Below are 14,187 nucleotides of genomic sequence, written 5' to 3' on the forward strand. Positions count from 1 at the left end.
CAATTTTGGCAACGAGTAGCTTGCCTAAAATCTTGACGCTGCCGTTGGCGCGATGAGCAGGCGGCCCCACGGCTTCATTTCCCATGAGCTTCTGTAGAGGGCCTGTCTGTCATGGCTTAACCTACAAAAAAGTACGAGGTTAGAGAGCTTGGATTGGACGTGAGTTGCGCTATGCGTTTGGTCCAATCGGCGCACTTGCGGGCAAGAGCCGAATGGGCATCTTGTTCTTTTATCGCATCTCGGAACGGCCCAGGCGTAGGGCGTCTAGGTTGTGCAATGAAAGGGCGGGCTCTGCCCGCCCTTCAACGATTTAAGCGCCGAGACCGTCAAGGTTCGGAGGCCACTCATACAAGCCACTATTCTTGAACAGCTGCCAAGCCGGCTCATTGTCGTCGGCGAATAGCGTCGGGAGGATGGGCACGCTGTCGCCGTCCGGATCGCAACCAAATTCGAATTCCCAATAGCCAGGCTGGAAATGGTAGATACCGATTTCATCAAGGCCACGAGGCCCCATGTTAAAGCAGGCGCGTCGCTCGTTATGACAGCGGATTTCAATGACGGTCCAGCCAGCCTTGTCGACAGTACTTTCACCGATCATGGTTGGTGATTTGCGCATGTAGGCGCGATACCGATTGGGGAGGATTTCGATACGAAGGGGAAGCAATTCGACGATACAGGTGTGGTCCGGGCAGCCCGGGTAGTGGGCAGGCATCTTGGTTCCGTGGCTGGCGGCCAGCTTCAGAGCCACCCGACAGATCTTGCGGGCACGCCGGATTTTGGAATTTGCGTTATTCATGGAATATCCTTGTGGAATATAGGGCGCTCCTAAATCGACCATAATTGCAGAGCATGAGGATTGTATTTGCTATCTGCTAAATACAGAACGCATTATATCAAGAAAATTGCTTTAAGTCTAGTTTTGAAATGGATTTGATCTGCAGATTTATTTAAAGGTGGTGACCTTTGTCGGCCTTTTAAATGATTGCAGAGCAAAGGTGCTGAAGGCTTTGGGGTCTATACGCAGGATGGGAAGTGTGCGCTCGCGCAGGCCCAGAGAGCCTGTTTTGCATATGCCACTGGGCGGCAGGAGATATCGGCCCAAGGTCTCGAAGTTCGCGCTCGATTAAGTATCTGATAAACAATTGAAACATGGAAACTTGTCTGAGAAAAGGCGGATCCGACGGTTGAACTCCAAATTCCTGCGCTCGTTTTCTCGGTTAAGTCGCTTAAATATCTGAAAACAAATAAACTATTGACAAAAGTGAGAAAAGCCTGGTTCTCTCGGTTAAAGCTCTTTCTCCAATACTTTCAAGGCCCCATTGCGAGCTTTTCTCGGATAGACCCATCAATCCCTTCCATCCGCAGGACCCAGCCCGCAGGGCTGCCACCAAAGCCCCGCAGGGGCGAAGCATAAAGAGCGCGAAGCTCCGTCAATTGCCTCCTGATCGTGCTTCCCACCAGGAAGGTTGCCACAAGCAGATCCAGGTCCCCGCTTCGCGGTGGGAGCGGAACCCGCATCGCCGAGTTCAGCGACGCAGGAGCCAACGGCGCGAATCACTGCGCCAAAGGCAGGGCGATTCGCCTCCCGGATGACAGAATTGCTTGTTGGGGCATCTTAAAAGACGCTCTCCAAGGGCTCAAAATGCGTCCCACCTTGGCACACAACTGACACTCGGATGCAACGCGCCTGCGCTCTGGCGGCACAGGCCCTTTAAAGGGTCTAAAAAACACGCTCCTGAATAAGGAATGTAATTTCTACTTGAAATAAACCTCCCTTATACTTGTGATTATAAGTATAAAAGCAAGTAAAAGTGCCTCGTTAAGGTTAATATCATTTTTCGAGGGATCAAAAGTAAATCAGGTACTTGCGGAATAGAGAAATAGTCGTTCTCATAATAGGCGTCGCAACAACTGCGGCAGTCAACAAAGGAGAAAACGACTTATGGAACATATATATCATGATCTCGATCTGAGCCGGCTACGTCGGCCTCGCCGCAAAGGCCGGGGGCCGCTGGGTAAGCCCCGTGGACAAGCCCGAATTCTCAGCGACACCGATCTGGTCCGTCTCGAACAACATATCGCGACCGCCAGTAACGCGCCCCACAGCAACAGGCTGAAGGTCTACCTCACCATCTACGCCGGCCTCCGCGTGGGGGAGGTGTGCCAGATGCTGGTGGCTGACCTCCTCCAGAAGGACGGGTCCATTTCACCCTTCGTCCGGGTCCGTGCAAGGATCGCCAAGGGCAATCGGGAACGTGTGATTCCGATGCATCCGAAGATCCGAGCAGCACTCGTGGAGTTCATCAAGCATCACCCCAATGTGCCATACATTGCCTTCTCCCATCGTGGAGCGAAGCCGAAGCAACAAAGCCTTACTGCGCTGACGAACTATCTCTCGGACCTCTACCAGAAGGCCAGCCTGTTCGGCTGCTCAAGCCACACGGGCCGCCGGACGTTCATCACTAATCTGGCGCGCAACGCAAACGGCACAGACTTCAGCTTGCGTGATGTCCAGCGTCTCGCTGGTCACGCGCGGCTCGACACGACCGAGAAATATATCGGGCTGGGTGAGAACCTTGCCAACTTCGTCGGGAGCCTGAAATGACCCGCACCGGCGCGGCGCAACGCCGCTCGTGTTTCCCGGCCGATCTCAGCCCGGAAGCTCTTCTTCTCGACGCCCTGCAGCCCACTGTTGTCGAACGGGTCGAATTGCCACTTCGCAAGGAGCGCATGGCCGCCTTGCCCAAGGCATTCCACGACAGCCCCGCCTGTTCCGCGTTCGTCCGCTCGTTCGGATCCGGCAGGGTCTGGTTGCACCAGGCCGAGGCGCTGGAACACGTTGCTGCGGGACGCGATGTCCTGGTGACCACGGGTACTGGTTCGGGCAAGTCGCTGGTTTTCCAGCTCGCGCTTTTGCGTGAAGTGGCAGAAGGCGAGGGGACTGCGCTTGTCTTCTACCCGCAGAAGGCGCTGTGCAGCGACCAGCTTTCCCGCTGGCGCTCCATGCTGGCGGTGGCGGGCCTTCCGGAAGCCCTTGTCGGTGAGATCAGCGGCGACACCCCGATGGCAGAACGCGAGACGATTATCGCTTCATCGCGGATTGTTCTCGCGACACCGGACGTCGCTCATGCCTGGCTCGCACGCGTCCAATCGGCCCCATCGGTCCGAGACTTCCTCGCCCGCACACGCTTCATTGTGCTCGACGAAGCCCACGCACTCGATGGGGTATTCGGCAGCAATTGCGCATACCTGTTCCGGCGACTGGCCCTTGCTATTGAGCGTGTTCGGGGGAACGGTTCTCCCCAACTCCAATACATCGCTGCCTCTGCCACGATCGGGGATGCAGCGGACCACCTCGCGCAGCTGACTGGGAAAGTATTCCAGCTCGTCGACGAGGAGTCGAACGGCGCGCCCGGGCGCGGAATGACCTTGCTACACCTCGAAGGACCCGAACGAGGTGCTCCGGCCGAAGCGCAGCTGGCAGAGATGCTAACCGCCCTTGTCGACCGGATCGAGGAGGACGCGATGGTCGCCTTCGTCGACGGTCGACAAGCGGTAGAGCGCATCACCAAGAAGCTCGGGGACGACCGTGTTCTGCCCTATCGCAGCGGCTACGAGCTTGCCGATCGCCACAAGATCGAGAATGCCTTGGCCGAGGGTAGCCTGCGAGGCTGCGTAGCGACCTCGGCGCTCGAGCTGGGAATCGACGTCGCCGGGTTCCGGATCGGCTTCAACCTCGGCGTTCCCGCCACCCGAAAGGCGCTTCGCCAGAGGGCTGGTCGGGTTGGACGAGCACGTCCCGGCGTATTCGCTGTAATCGCACCGCGCAATGCTTTTGCCCGGCTCGGAACCACGCTTGAAGAGGTCGCTACCGGACCGGTCGAAAGCGGACACCTCTATCTCCAGAATTCCGCAGTCCAGTTTCAGCAAGCCTGCTGTCTGCGTCAGGAAACGGGTGGCGTAACGATCGAGGCAGAACATTGGCCGGCAGGATTTGCCGAGATGAACCGGAGACTGATGCCCGGGGCACGGCTGCCCCGCGAACTCGAACGGTTGGCCGCCTCCGTGACTAACTCACCCCACCACGCCTTTCCGTTGCGGCAGATTGCCGACACACGATTGGTGGTTCGATTGGCGAACGCCCGCTCGGTGGAAATCGGTACGATCACCCTCGAGAAAGCTCTGCGCGAGGCCTATCCCGGTGCGACCTATCTGCACTTTCGTAAGGCCTACCGGGTTCTCGACTGGCGTGTGTCGTCTTTCGAACGCTCGATCCTGGTCGAGCCAGTGGCGGGCGGACTGCGATCCAGTCCGATGCTGTCAGCACGCGTCGACATCTCGCTCGATCCAGAATCTCTACTCAGTGCCGGGGTTTTGGTGAGCGAGCGCGGATCGATTGCGGAGCGCTGTCTCAGGATTACCGAGACCGTGCATGGCTTCGCGATCGGCGCAAAGAAGTTCCCTTACGCTACGTTGTCGCAATCGGACCGGCGGCTTCAATCCAAGTACCGGCAGTTCGAGAGTACCGGTGTGGTTCTGCGAATCGCGGAAACGTGGTTTGCAGGAAGGAGTGTTAGCAAGCTCGAGGCCCGCAAGAGAGTAGCTTCAGCGCTGCGGGCTATGCTGCTCGCAGAGCAGGGTATTCTGCCTAGTGAAGTCGGACAAACTCATGCCGGGATTTCCTTTTGCTCGTTGATGAATTCAAACGGTGTCGACGATGCCATCGTGATTTTTGACGACATGCAGGGTGGACTACGCCTGACTGCACCCATCCTCTCGAATTTCACCGGCCTGTTGGCGCGGTTGCGCAAAGCTGCCGAGCTGGCAGGTGAGGATTCGTTGCTCGATCTCGGCACGGTCGCCCGTCTCGAAGACTGGCATGCGTCATTGCAGGTCACGCCTGATTCCCCGACCCTGGACCTACCACGCCGCGTCTTCGCACCCGGTAGCGAACTCTGCAGTTTGAGGAACGGGGAGGTCTTCACATATACCATCACCGGCCACCAGGTGATGTGTATCGGGGGTCGCGATCAGCTTATGTACGAATACGCAGTCGAAGGCGGCGGCTGTGCATGGGTCAGCCAGGAAAGTGTTCGTCCAATTGGCGAAAACTGGAGCTACCTCCCCGAGGATGGGCTGGGGACCGGGCAGGTGTCGCAATGACCCACGATCCTGCTTTCGATTTCCGCCGGCTGTTGAGCACGGGCCGGTCAGGCGAGCCCTTGCGGCAAGAGTGCCAATGCGTTGTGGGGGTGGCCTGGTCCGGCCGCGGGGTGGGGGTCGTTGCCCTGACACCCCAAGCCTCCAAATCCACCAAGCTCAAGGCGTACAACAACATCGCCTTTGGCCCGATCGAAGCTGATTGGCACCAGATCGCTCTGAAGATCAGCCAACATCTGCCGTTCATCTTCGCCGACAAGGCACCACGTGTGTTCGTCGGAGGAGCAATCGACCGTGATGGCAATCGGCATTGCGTGAGAGAAACCTTCGAGAAAGCTTTCCCGTCATGTGCAGAAGCCGTCGGACGCGACGAGGTCGAAGAATGGGTGTCGCGAACTCCGCTTTCCATCGCAATTCCCCGCGTGCCTCCACGCGACGAATGGGCGCTAAAACCGCTTTATGCTGCTGCCGAGATTGCCTTGTTTGCAGGGCACATGAAGCTCGTTCGTCCGGCGTCCTATGCAAAGGGAGGCGAGCGATGAAACACGGGTCGTTCAGTGGACGAGGCGCTGTTCGTCATTCCCGCCATCATGCGGCGCACCGCGCTATCTTGGAACTTGAGGCGAAGGACCTTCCGCAAGACGACGAGCCGGTTTGGTTCGGGCCCGTCGTTACGGCGGCTTGTTATGCCAAGCCCACATTGCACTTCGCAACGGTGAGGATGAAGGCAGGTCACCAGTTCGAAATCAAGAGCAATCGCTGTGCTTCCTTCACCTTCGACGAACGCTCGCCTTCGGCGTCGCTCGAGCTCTATGAGAAGGTGACCCGGTTCCTCAAGAAGACGCGGATCGAAGTGGTCGTTTTGAGGACGGGTATCATGCGGGGAGCCTATATTCCCCACCCCTTCGCGTTCATGGCCGAGGCCGTACTCGGCTTGGCTTTGGGTTCTAATCTCTATCGTGTCGATGCGGCGGCCGTGGCCAATTGGCTGCGCAAGCAAGAAATCGAACTCCCCGAACCCGAGGCTCTGGGCCTCCCATCAACTTGGCGTGTCGGACAGCAAAGGACAATTGAGGCTGGTGCATACGCGCTTCTGGACGGCAAGATCTATTCTGGTGAAAAGGAGGTCTTGCGGTGAGCGTGCGAGCGCCCGCACGGCGTTATCCGCGCAAGGCTGACGTAGCGCGCGCGGTACAAGCTGCCCGCCACAATGGCATCACCGTTCGCAGCCTCGAGCTCCGCGCTGATGGTACTATTCGCCTCTCTGATGCGGCAGATGCCGAACGTCGCGCTGAGGGTGACCGGAGCGAGTTCGATATCTGGAACGAAGAGGGTCGCCTATGACGGACGGCCTGCATTTTGTAAGGATCAGGGGCAAGGGCAAGCTCCCTACCTGGTATGTTTATGCCTGGCGCGGTGGTCCCCGAATCTGCCGCGTCGAGTGCCGGACCAAGCCCCGCCTGAATCACGAGCACCTTGCGAAGTTGAAGGAAGCCCTTGATGGGCGTCATCAGGCGGATCCAACTACGCTGCGTTCGCTAATCCGCGAATGGCGTTCGGAGAGTGCGGACCGTCCATCCAGCCCGGAATGGGAAAGCCTCGCCAAGGGCACCAAGAAAACCTGGGGATCGGCATTGAACATGATCGAGGCGAAATGGGGAGACGTGCCGCTATCGGTCTGGGATGATCCGCGCATGGTCGCCAAGGTGGTCGCCTGGCGCGACAGCCGCTCGGCGACGCCCCGCGGCGCCGACATCGGCGTAACCACCTTGCGGGCGCTTCTCGAATTCGGGCGTCTTCGCGGCCGCGTCAGCATCAACGCAGCATCCAAGATCCCGGCGCTATACCGCAATGGCCAGCGTGCTGAGATCATTTGGACGAACGATGATATGCAGCGTTTCGCACTCGTGGCGGCCAGATGCGACAAGAAGCACGTGAGCGACGGTATGCGACTTGCTGCACTGACAGGGCTTCGGCGTGCAGATCTCGTCACGCTCGAGTGGAGTCATGTCAGCGAAACTGCCATCCGTAAGAAGGCGCTCAAGTCGAGCCGTCGCAAGCGCCAGCACGTAACCGTACCGATCATACCCGCCCTGGCTTCCTTGCTGTCCGAGTTGCGCGCGCTCCCCCGCAAGGACGGTGTCGATACTGTGCTTGTGAATAGCCTCGGTCAGCCTTGGTCTTCCGACGGTTTCGGCGGATCATTCAACCGGGTGCGCGATGAGGCCCAGATCGTGTTCGTCGACACCGACACGGGCGAGCGCAAGGCAAAGCATCTCCACGACCTGCGCGGGACCTTCTGCACGCGCCTTCTCACCGAGGCTGGGCTGAACGACGAGGAGGCGGCGAGTGTGATGGGGTGGTCGACTAACAAGGTGGCATCAATTCGCAGGGTCTACGTAGACCAAGGCGCGTTGATCGCCTCGATCGGTGCAAGGATGGCGCGATAAACACCTCGGCGTGGCCTAAGGCTTGCGCTCCATGGCGGTCACCCCATCGGAAGATCCGATTCCTCGAAATCGGCCGTGGTTTAAGTCGAGAAGCTTCTTCGTCGTCTTTGTGTGTGCCAATCCGGGAGATAGTCGGTTGCCGCACCTATGCGCGACTTCAGGAGGGGCGCAGCTCCTCGTAGCGCCGAAGGAAGGCGGCCCTTGCAACGATCGGGGAGAGACTGCGTACGGTGACCGGTGCCGGGGTAATTCCAGCTTCCCTCGCCCAGTCTGCGCAGCCTGGCGCCATCACTTGCTCCTGCTCTGCCGCGAGGACCCGCAGGTCCGCTTCCTTAATCGTTGCCTTGGCCGCACGGTCGAGACCGAATCGTTCAATCACCGCATCCTCAATGCGAGCCTCAATTTCACGGTAGTCCGGAAGAAGCCTTTTTAGCGGCCTGGTGATGTCGCCGATGAATGCTTCGGCCGCATCGTGCAGAAGCGCCTCGAAGGCGTACCGGCTCACCGTCTCGCTGACCAGAAGGGAGTGCTCGGCCACGGAATAGAACGTGCGGCACTGACCGGCGTAACGGCAAACGTTTGCCAGCCCTTGAGCGATATCCTCGATGCCGAATTCGCTCAACCACGGGTCGAGCAGGTCGAAGCGCCGTCCACTGGCCAGCATGATCGTCGGACCTTTAGCATGGTGGATCGCAAGGTTCGGAGCGAAAATGTTCATCGTCAGTTGCTTGTCCTTTTGCAGTTCGGTTACCAAATGCGGGGCAGGAGCGCATCCGTCGTTTGTCGCCTTTGTAGCGTAGGGTCTACTCCACCGGGGTTAAGGGGAGCAACACTGAATGGAACTTCTTGTCGTAATGTCGGGGCCGATCGGCTCGGGCAAGACCCGTTTCGCCGAGGCGCTCGCCGCCTACGGCGCGCGGTCGGTCAGCACCCGGTCATACATTCGCGAGCGCACCGGCTGCGGCGAGGGTCGCATTGAACTCCAGGCCGCTGGAGCCGCGCTGGACGAGGAAACCGGAGGCCTCTGGGTGGTGGACGCCGTGGTCGCCGCCGACGCGGGAGGTGGCGACTTCCTGCTCCTCGACTCCGCTCGCATCGTCTCCCAGGTCGAGGGCCTACGCGAGAGATTTCCCGGAAAGGTTGTTCACGCCCATCTCGAGGCGTCTCCGGTGGTGCTTGAGGCGCGCTACCGTTCCCGTCCCACCGTAACGCGCGAGTACGCGAGCTACGAGGAGGCTTCGGCGCACGGGACCGAGCGGCAGGTCGGCACCCTCGCAGGTATCGCGGACCTGGTGTTCGACACAGAGGACACGGATCCCTACGATCTCGCGCTCGCGACGATGGCCTTCGTCGGCAAGCTTCCACCGACCAGGCCGCTCGTCGACGTCATCGTTGGTGGGCAGTACGGGAGCGAGGGTAAGGGCAACGTATGCGCGTCGATCGCCTCGCGATACGACGGCCTGCTGCGCATCGGCGGCCCAAACGCTGGACACCGCGTCGCGGACCCCAGCTACAAGTACGTGCAGCTGCCATCAGGTTCAATGTCAAACATGGGGTCGCAGATCATAATCGCAGCTGGCTCGACCGTCTGGTTGCCGCAGCTTATGCTCGAGATTTTGGACCACGGCCTCACCGGAGAGCGGTTGACCATCGACCCGCAGGTGATGGTGATCGACGACGATGACCGCCGGATCGAGGGTGGTAGCGGCGAGGGTGACGCCTTAACAGCGATTGCGACCACCAAGCAGGGGGTCGGAGCGGCCGTTGCTCGCAAGGTGCTGAACCGCGGGAAGCCACTCTTCGGCTCGCCGGTCATCCTCGCCCGCGACGTCCCACAGCTCGAGAGGTTCGTGCGGCCTGCGCGAGTCGTAGTCGATCGGCTGCTCCGCGAGGGTAAGCCGATCCTTGTCGAGGGCACACAGGGCACCGAGCTTTCCATCCATCATGGGCGCTACCCTCACGTGACTTCCCGCGAGACCACCAGTTCCGGTTGCATCTCGGACGCGGGAATCCCCCCGGGTGCGGTTCGCGATGTGATTATGGTGCTTCGTACCTATCCCATCCGCGTTGGCGGCCCGTCGGGGCCTATGGGTCGGGAGATCGACTTCGCAACGGTTTCAGGCCGCTGCGGCCTGCCCGTCGACGAGATCGCCCGCACCGAGCGTGGAACGGTCTCCAATCGCGAACGCAGGATCGCCGAGTTCGACTGGGGACGGCTCCGCCGCGAGGCAGAGCTCAACGGCGCCACCTGCATCGCGCTCACCTTTGCCGATTACATCGACTGCGCCAACCGCGATGCCTCCTGCTTCGGCGATCTCAGCGCGGAGACGCAAGACTTCATCCGTAAAGTCGAGCGCGTTGCGGGTGTTCCGGTCACGCTCGTATCGAAGGCATTCGCCAAAGACGGAATCCTCGAGCGCGGTGACTGGTCGTGAAGGCCGAGCAGCTCATCGAGACTTACCCGCGCCTGTGGCACATGGCGCACGACGGAGCCTGGCCGGCCATCCGCGATCACGGCCTTATGAGCGCCGAGGCGCTTGTCGACGCATATGGTGTTGGAGCCGCAGAGCGCGACAGGTTGCTTGGTATCCGCCGGCCCTCGAATAAGGCGCTAGCCGCCCCCGGTCTTCCCGGCGCGGTCGTCCGCGACCAGAAGCCCATGACTGACAATGCTCTTCTCAAGTGCCTTCAGGGCGGTATGTCGCCAGAGGACTGGTACCGTCTACTGAATGGCCGCACCTTCTTCTGGCTGGCGGCGGAAAGGGTGCGCGGGCTGACGAGAGCGGTTGCTTACAGGAAAGAGCCTCAGACCGTCATTACGCTCTGCACGAAGTCGCTGGTCGCGGTGCACGAGAGCGACATTTGGTTAAGCCCCCTAAATAGCGGCGCAACGCTATACGTTCCGCAGGCCCGCGGTCCCGACACCTTTAAGCGTATCGCCGACTTTCCTTTCGAAGATCGCGCAAAGACCAGGAAGCCGCCGCAGAACGTCGTCGAACTGCTCGTCGACCATTCGGTTCCGAACATCGCCGACTACGTCCTCGCGGTGCACCGCATGAAGGCGGGCGAGATCTTGGAGGAGATCTGGCGGTCGCCTGAAGCCACGGACGCTGATCGCCCCTAGGACAGTCGCTCCGCCCGTCAGCTTGCAGCGACGGTTCTTCTCGACATTCTTGAGGCGACCCCAGCCTTCCTCAGGAGGTCCGCCACGTGGCTGGTGAGACCGACTTCGCCTCTCACCAAAATTCCTTGGCCATCGCCGACGCGCGAGATCAGCTCCCGCAGGGCGGCGAGTCCATCGCCGGCGTCGAACTCCGTCCAGTCGACCACGTCACCAGGAACAAGTACGTCGCCGTCGCTGACGCTTGTGCCTACGTGGAGTTGCACGCACCACGCCCGGGTGCCGTCGTGCACCCATTCAAATCTCACCGGGCCGAGCGCGCTCCTCAGCCGGCGATCCAGCGCCCTCACGTCCCGCACCACCGCATCGGGCAGCGACCCGCCGACTTTCTCGCCCAGCATAAAGCGGTCGCCCTCTCCGCTCACACCTTCGATCACAAGACTGCCGCCGGTCGATGTGATCGCGGCGCCCGAGTAGACAGCGCGAACGGCGTGCTGGACGATCACTGAGGCGATACGATCGCCCTCGGGATCCTCGAGGGCGAGGAGAGCGTATGGATCCGTCCAGCCCTTCACGGTCGTGTAGAGGCCAGGCTGCTGCTCGGCAGGGCAGGTCCGAGTCCATATCTCACAGTCGCCGGTTGGCTTCCCAAAGCGGAATGGTGCGACCTTCCTCGGGATCACGAGCGTTTCGGGGACTGGCGCCCCGGTCAGCGAAGCGACGAGAAGTCCGAATGCTTTGTCTCCGATATGCCGACTGAAGCGGTTGGGCCAGCGCGGTTCGACTCTCACATCTTGATAGGGAGCGTACTCGTGCTCCCACAGCAGGGTGTGACTTCCTTTCCAGCCGCGCGGACGTGGGTGAATGCTAAATTCGGTCCTCTCGCCGACAACGGCTTCGATGTCCGGCCGGAACCCGTAGACCGCTTCGAGCAGGCCCATTCCAAGTTCGAAATCCATGGACGCAACTCCCGGCTTCTCGACGCAGCGGGGCGTATCGTCGGGAGCGAACTCAATCGTCCTCCCCTGCAAGACGCCGGAGACGCCTCCGTCGGAGATATCGACGGTCTCGTTGGCGATTGTGTGCAGTCCCTCGCCCGTCAGCCGGAGTACCGTCGCTAGCGCCTCGTTGGCGTCTTTCAGGCCGTAGACGAACTCTCGGCTTCGGGGATCGCTCGGCAAGTAGCTACGGATGTTTATCATCCTCTCGGCGCTTGAGGCTAGCAAGGTCTCCAGCGCCTCCTGCACGCTGAGGAACCGTTCGTTCGGCTCGTGCCCGCGAATGCGAGAATAGCTCTGCCTGGGGTCGCCACCTTCGGGGCGGAACCCCACAAACTGCGCGACGTTGCCTCGCGTGGCCAGCTGGTCGAGAATCGTGTCCTTGTAAAGCATCAGCTTCCCCTTCGCGCGTCACCGTCGGTGAGGCAATGACCATTTTCTCCCAAATCAGGCGGCAGATCGCTGGCCGGACGATTGTCGACAACGTCGCGCATACTGCTAGTCCCCGTTTACGCGTGTCGTGAATGGTGCTCCGCCAATGTCCTCTTTCGCGTCCGATCGCCTTAAAGCCCTATTTCTTGGGTCCGGACCCATAAACGGGACTCCCATCAGCGCCCGGAGGTGATTCACCAGCCTCCAGTGAGGAGGCATGGAAGATGGCGGATTTCTTCTGGTTTTCGGATAAACAGTGGGCGCGGATCGAGCCGCTCCTGCCGCAGGATACGCGCGGGATGCTGCGGGTATCTCCATCTCCCGAAATCTCGCCTTTGCTTGCTTGTGGAGGGCAGCTCGTCGATGCTCTTGCAACAGCACGCGAGTAGCATCACCGTGCGGAACGTTTTAAAGCGGGGGATACATTGGCGAGCATCGAGATCAACTGGGCTGAGACTGGCCCGATCAGCATATTTGAGGAAGCTCGAAAGCTTGGCTTCGACCTGCGCCGTTTCGAGTCACAGCCGGCTGACGTGCAGGCTGCGATTAAGAAACTGACGATCGACCAAATCATCCGTCTGATTCGCGAGGCTTGGCGGGAATCCTATGATCACGCCTATGCGCCTGCAAAGGACTTCAACCGGATCGTAAATGGGGTGTATGTGATCTCTGTCGGTGGGGGATTTGCAGTCAGCTACGGTAGCCGATCATGCGAGGTGATGTACATCGGACGCGGCAAGATCGCAAACCGGCTGCGGTCACATCTGGTCAACTGGATATTCGATATGTCGCTATCGCTGCGGGATGCGCCCTTCAAGTTCTTCATGGAGACGGTAGGCGATGGTCGATCAAAAAGCGCATTCATGGACTTCGAGCACTTCATGTTGGAGAACTTTTCAAAGAGGTTTGGCGATAAGCCGCTGATCAACAAGATCCACGGCAGGGAAGGCCGCATCGAGCACAGTTTTTCCGGCGACTGGGGGCGGCCCTTTGATAAACGAACGAGTAAGTGCCTCTGGGCAATTAGGCCGTCGGAGCGAAACGCGTGGTTCAAGGAGTTTCGGGACGAGTGATCGACTATCGACAAGATTCCTAACGTTCGAGGGGCGCAAATTCTGCTGCGGCGGAGAATTGAACCAACTTCCGCATTAGAAGCAGATTGCCCTAAGCCCGCTTCGGGCAGAGCCACAAGATTCGCCAAGTCGGAGCCCTTTCTCAAGCACTCTCAGCTAGCACCTTCCGAAGATCGATTGATCCATCCGATCCAAGACGGAAGAAGTATGACAGTAATCGGCCGTCGATGTCGTCGAGCAGATTAACCGCCAGCGAAGCAGCCGGAGCGAAATCAACGGGGTCGTCGAGAACGCGCGGTTTTACCTCAGCGCCGGTAGCTACATGCGCGATGTAAGAATTACGATGCGACACTTTTAGGCCGTTCACGACCTGACGGAAGGCCTTCACCTTGAGGTCGAGATCTTTCGTGCGCGAAGGATCGAGACCTTCACGTTTCAGAGCACTGAAGAGGGTCTGAAACGATCGATTGTTCTTTCCATCATCGTCCAGAGCCGCCAGTCGGGATACAATGTCGCGGCTCGCGCTCTCAAGGAGAATCGCTTCCACCTGCAAATCCTCGCGCGACATTTCGCGGATCCGGTCAAAGCGCATCCTACTATTATATGAGTATATCGTGATCAATAGCCAAAGGATGTCCTGCTTAAGACCGACCTTTATTTCCCCGGAAGAGGCTGTCGCGCGCGCCATACGAGGCGTGTAGTGAAGAGTTCAGTAAAAGCAATATGAAAGAAAGATGCGTGATGACACGACCATGGAGAGCTTCACCCATCAACGAGCCGCCTAAGGACATGTAATCGATGGTTGGCCTCCTCTGGCGGTGGTGAAACATAGGACACACGTGCGCACTGCCATCCGCATTGCTCAGTATCGGAACCTCACGGCTCAATTGATCTACGATGGCGTCCTTTGCGACCTACGGACGAAGGTTCTCTGGAGTCAGCCAACTAGGTGG

13 protein-coding genes are annotated in these 14,187 nt (G+C 59.5%); 9 read left to right on the top strand and 4 right to left on the bottom strand.

The window, feature by feature from the left end; translation table 11 throughout:
* Window positions 1–310 precede the first annotated feature (310 nt).
* Complete coding sequence (locus JY451_09240; protein QZH73948.1) at window positions 311–796, bottom strand: hypothetical protein; 486 nt, start codon at window positions 794–796, stop codon at window positions 311–313.
* A 1,146-nt stretch (window positions 797–1,942) separates the two neighbouring features.
* On the opposite strand from JY451_09240, the gene JY451_09245 reads away from it, so the two are divergent.
* From JY451_09245 to JY451_09265, 5 genes are all read left to right on the top strand, one after another.
* On the top strand, window positions 1,943–2,605 hold the full coding sequence (locus JY451_09245) for a site-specific integrase (protein ID QZH73949.1): 663 nt from the start codon (window positions 1,943–1,945) through the stop codon (window positions 2,603–2,605).
* A complete protein-coding gene (locus JY451_09250; GenBank protein ID QZH73950.1) occupies window positions 2,602–5,163 on the top strand; it encodes a DEAD/DEAH box helicase in 2,562 nt (853 codons plus the stop codon). Before JY451_09245 ends, JY451_09250 begins: the two co-directional genes overlap by 4 nt.
* A complete protein-coding gene (locus tag JY451_09255) occupies window positions 5,160–5,702 on the top strand; it encodes a hypothetical protein (GenBank protein ID QZH73951.1) in 543 nt (180 codons plus the stop codon). Before JY451_09250 ends, JY451_09255 begins: the two co-directional genes overlap by 4 nt.
* Window positions 5,699–6,298: a hypothetical protein gene (locus tag JY451_09260; protein QZH73952.1), complete on the top strand. Its 600-nt coding sequence runs from the start codon at window positions 5,699–5,701 to the stop codon at window positions 6,296–6,298. The genes JY451_09255 and JY451_09260 overlap by 4 nt, the downstream gene beginning before the upstream one ends.
* Window positions 6,299–6,500: 202 nt before the next feature.
* Window positions 6,501–7,610, top strand: a complete 1,110-nt coding sequence (locus JY451_09265; GenBank protein QZH73953.1) for a tyrosine-type recombinase/integrase — start codon at window positions 6,501–6,503, stop codon at window positions 7,608–7,610.
* 157 nt (window positions 7,611–7,767) lie between these two features.
* Here JY451_09265 and JY451_09270 read toward each other — a convergent pair whose 3' ends face one another.
* Window positions 7,768–8,364: a hypothetical protein gene (locus tag JY451_09270; GenBank protein QZH73954.1), complete on the bottom strand. Its 597-nt coding sequence runs from the start codon at window positions 8,362–8,364 to the stop codon at window positions 7,768–7,770.
* Between the two features lie 82 nt (window positions 8,365–8,446).
* Here JY451_09270 and JY451_09275 point away from each other — a divergent pair, with 82 nt between their 5' ends.
* Window positions 8,447–10,045, top strand: a complete 1,599-nt coding sequence (locus JY451_09275) for an adenylosuccinate synthetase (protein QZH73955.1) — start codon at window positions 8,447–8,449, stop codon at window positions 10,043–10,045.
* The gene (locus JY451_09280) at window positions 10,042–10,734 is read left to right on the top strand and encodes a hypothetical protein (protein ID QZH73956.1); all 693 of its coding nucleotides are present in this window, start codon (window positions 10,042–10,044) and stop codon (window positions 10,732–10,734) included. Before JY451_09275 ends, JY451_09280 begins: the two co-directional genes overlap by 4 nt.
* Before the next feature lie 17 nt (window positions 10,735–10,751).
* Here JY451_09280 and JY451_09285 read toward each other — a convergent pair whose 3' ends face one another.
* Complete coding sequence (locus JY451_09285) at window positions 10,752–12,122, bottom strand: hypothetical protein (protein ID QZH73957.1); 1,371 nt, start codon at window positions 12,120–12,122, stop codon at window positions 10,752–10,754.
* Between the two features lie 263 nt (window positions 12,123–12,385).
* Between JY451_09285 and JY451_09290 the strand changes: the two genes are divergently transcribed.
* Complete coding sequence (locus tag JY451_09290) at window positions 12,386–12,550, top strand: hypothetical protein (GenBank protein QZH73958.1); 165 nt, start codon at window positions 12,386–12,388, stop codon at window positions 12,548–12,550.
* Between the two features lie 36 nt (window positions 12,551–12,586).
* Entirely contained in the window at window positions 12,587–13,234 is a 648-nt protein-coding gene (locus JY451_09295) for a hypothetical protein (GenBank protein ID QZH73959.1), read from the top strand.
* Between the two features lie 142 nt (window positions 13,235–13,376).
* Here the strand turns inward: JY451_09295 and JY451_09300 are convergent, their stop codons facing one another.
* The gene (locus tag JY451_09300) at window positions 13,377–13,922 is read right to left on the bottom strand and encodes a hypothetical protein (GenBank protein ID QZH73960.1); all 546 of its coding nucleotides are present in this window, start codon (window positions 13,920–13,922) and stop codon (window positions 13,377–13,379) included.
* Between the last annotated feature and the right edge of the window lie 265 nt (window positions 13,923–14,187).

The sequence above is a fragment of the Erythrobacter sp. genome (genome assembly GCA_019739335.1).
In the GTDB taxonomy this organism is placed as follows: Bacteria; Pseudomonadota; Alphaproteobacteria; order Sphingomonadales; family Sphingomonadaceae; genus Alteraurantiacibacter.

Coding starts and splice junctions, on each gene's coding strand:
- JY451_09240 (QZH73948.1), bottom strand. CDS start 796: ATGAATAACGCAAATTCCAAAATCCGGCGTGCCCGCAAGATCTGTCGG.
- JY451_09245 (QZH73949.1), top strand. CDS start 1,943: ATGGAACATATATATCATGATCTCGATCTGAGCCGGCTACGTCGGCCT.
- JY451_09250 (QZH73950.1), top strand. CDS start 2,602: ATGACCCGCACCGGCGCGGCGCAACGCCGCTCGTGTTTCCCGGCCGAT.
- JY451_09255 (QZH73951.1), top strand. CDS start 5,160: ATGACCCACGATCCTGCTTTCGATTTCCGCCGGCTGTTGAGCACGGGC.
- JY451_09260 (QZH73952.1), top strand. CDS start 5,699: ATGAAACACGGGTCGTTCAGTGGACGAGGCGCTGTTCGTCATTCCCGC.
- JY451_09265 (QZH73953.1), top strand. CDS start 6,501: ATGACGGACGGCCTGCATTTTGTAAGGATCAGGGGCAAGGGCAAGCTC.
- JY451_09275 (QZH73955.1), top strand. CDS start 8,447: ATGGAACTTCTTGTCGTAATGTCGGGGCCGATCGGCTCGGGCAAGACC.
- JY451_09285 (QZH73957.1), bottom strand. CDS start 12,122: ATGCTTTACAAGGACACGATTCTCGACCAGCTGGCCACGCGAGGCAAC.
- JY451_09290 (QZH73958.1), top strand. CDS start 12,386: ATGGCGGATTTCTTCTGGTTTTCGGATAAACAGTGGGCGCGGATCGAG.
- JY451_09300 (QZH73960.1), bottom strand. CDS start 13,922: ATGGCGCGCGCGACAGCCTCTTCCGGGGAAATAAAGGTCGGTCTTAAG.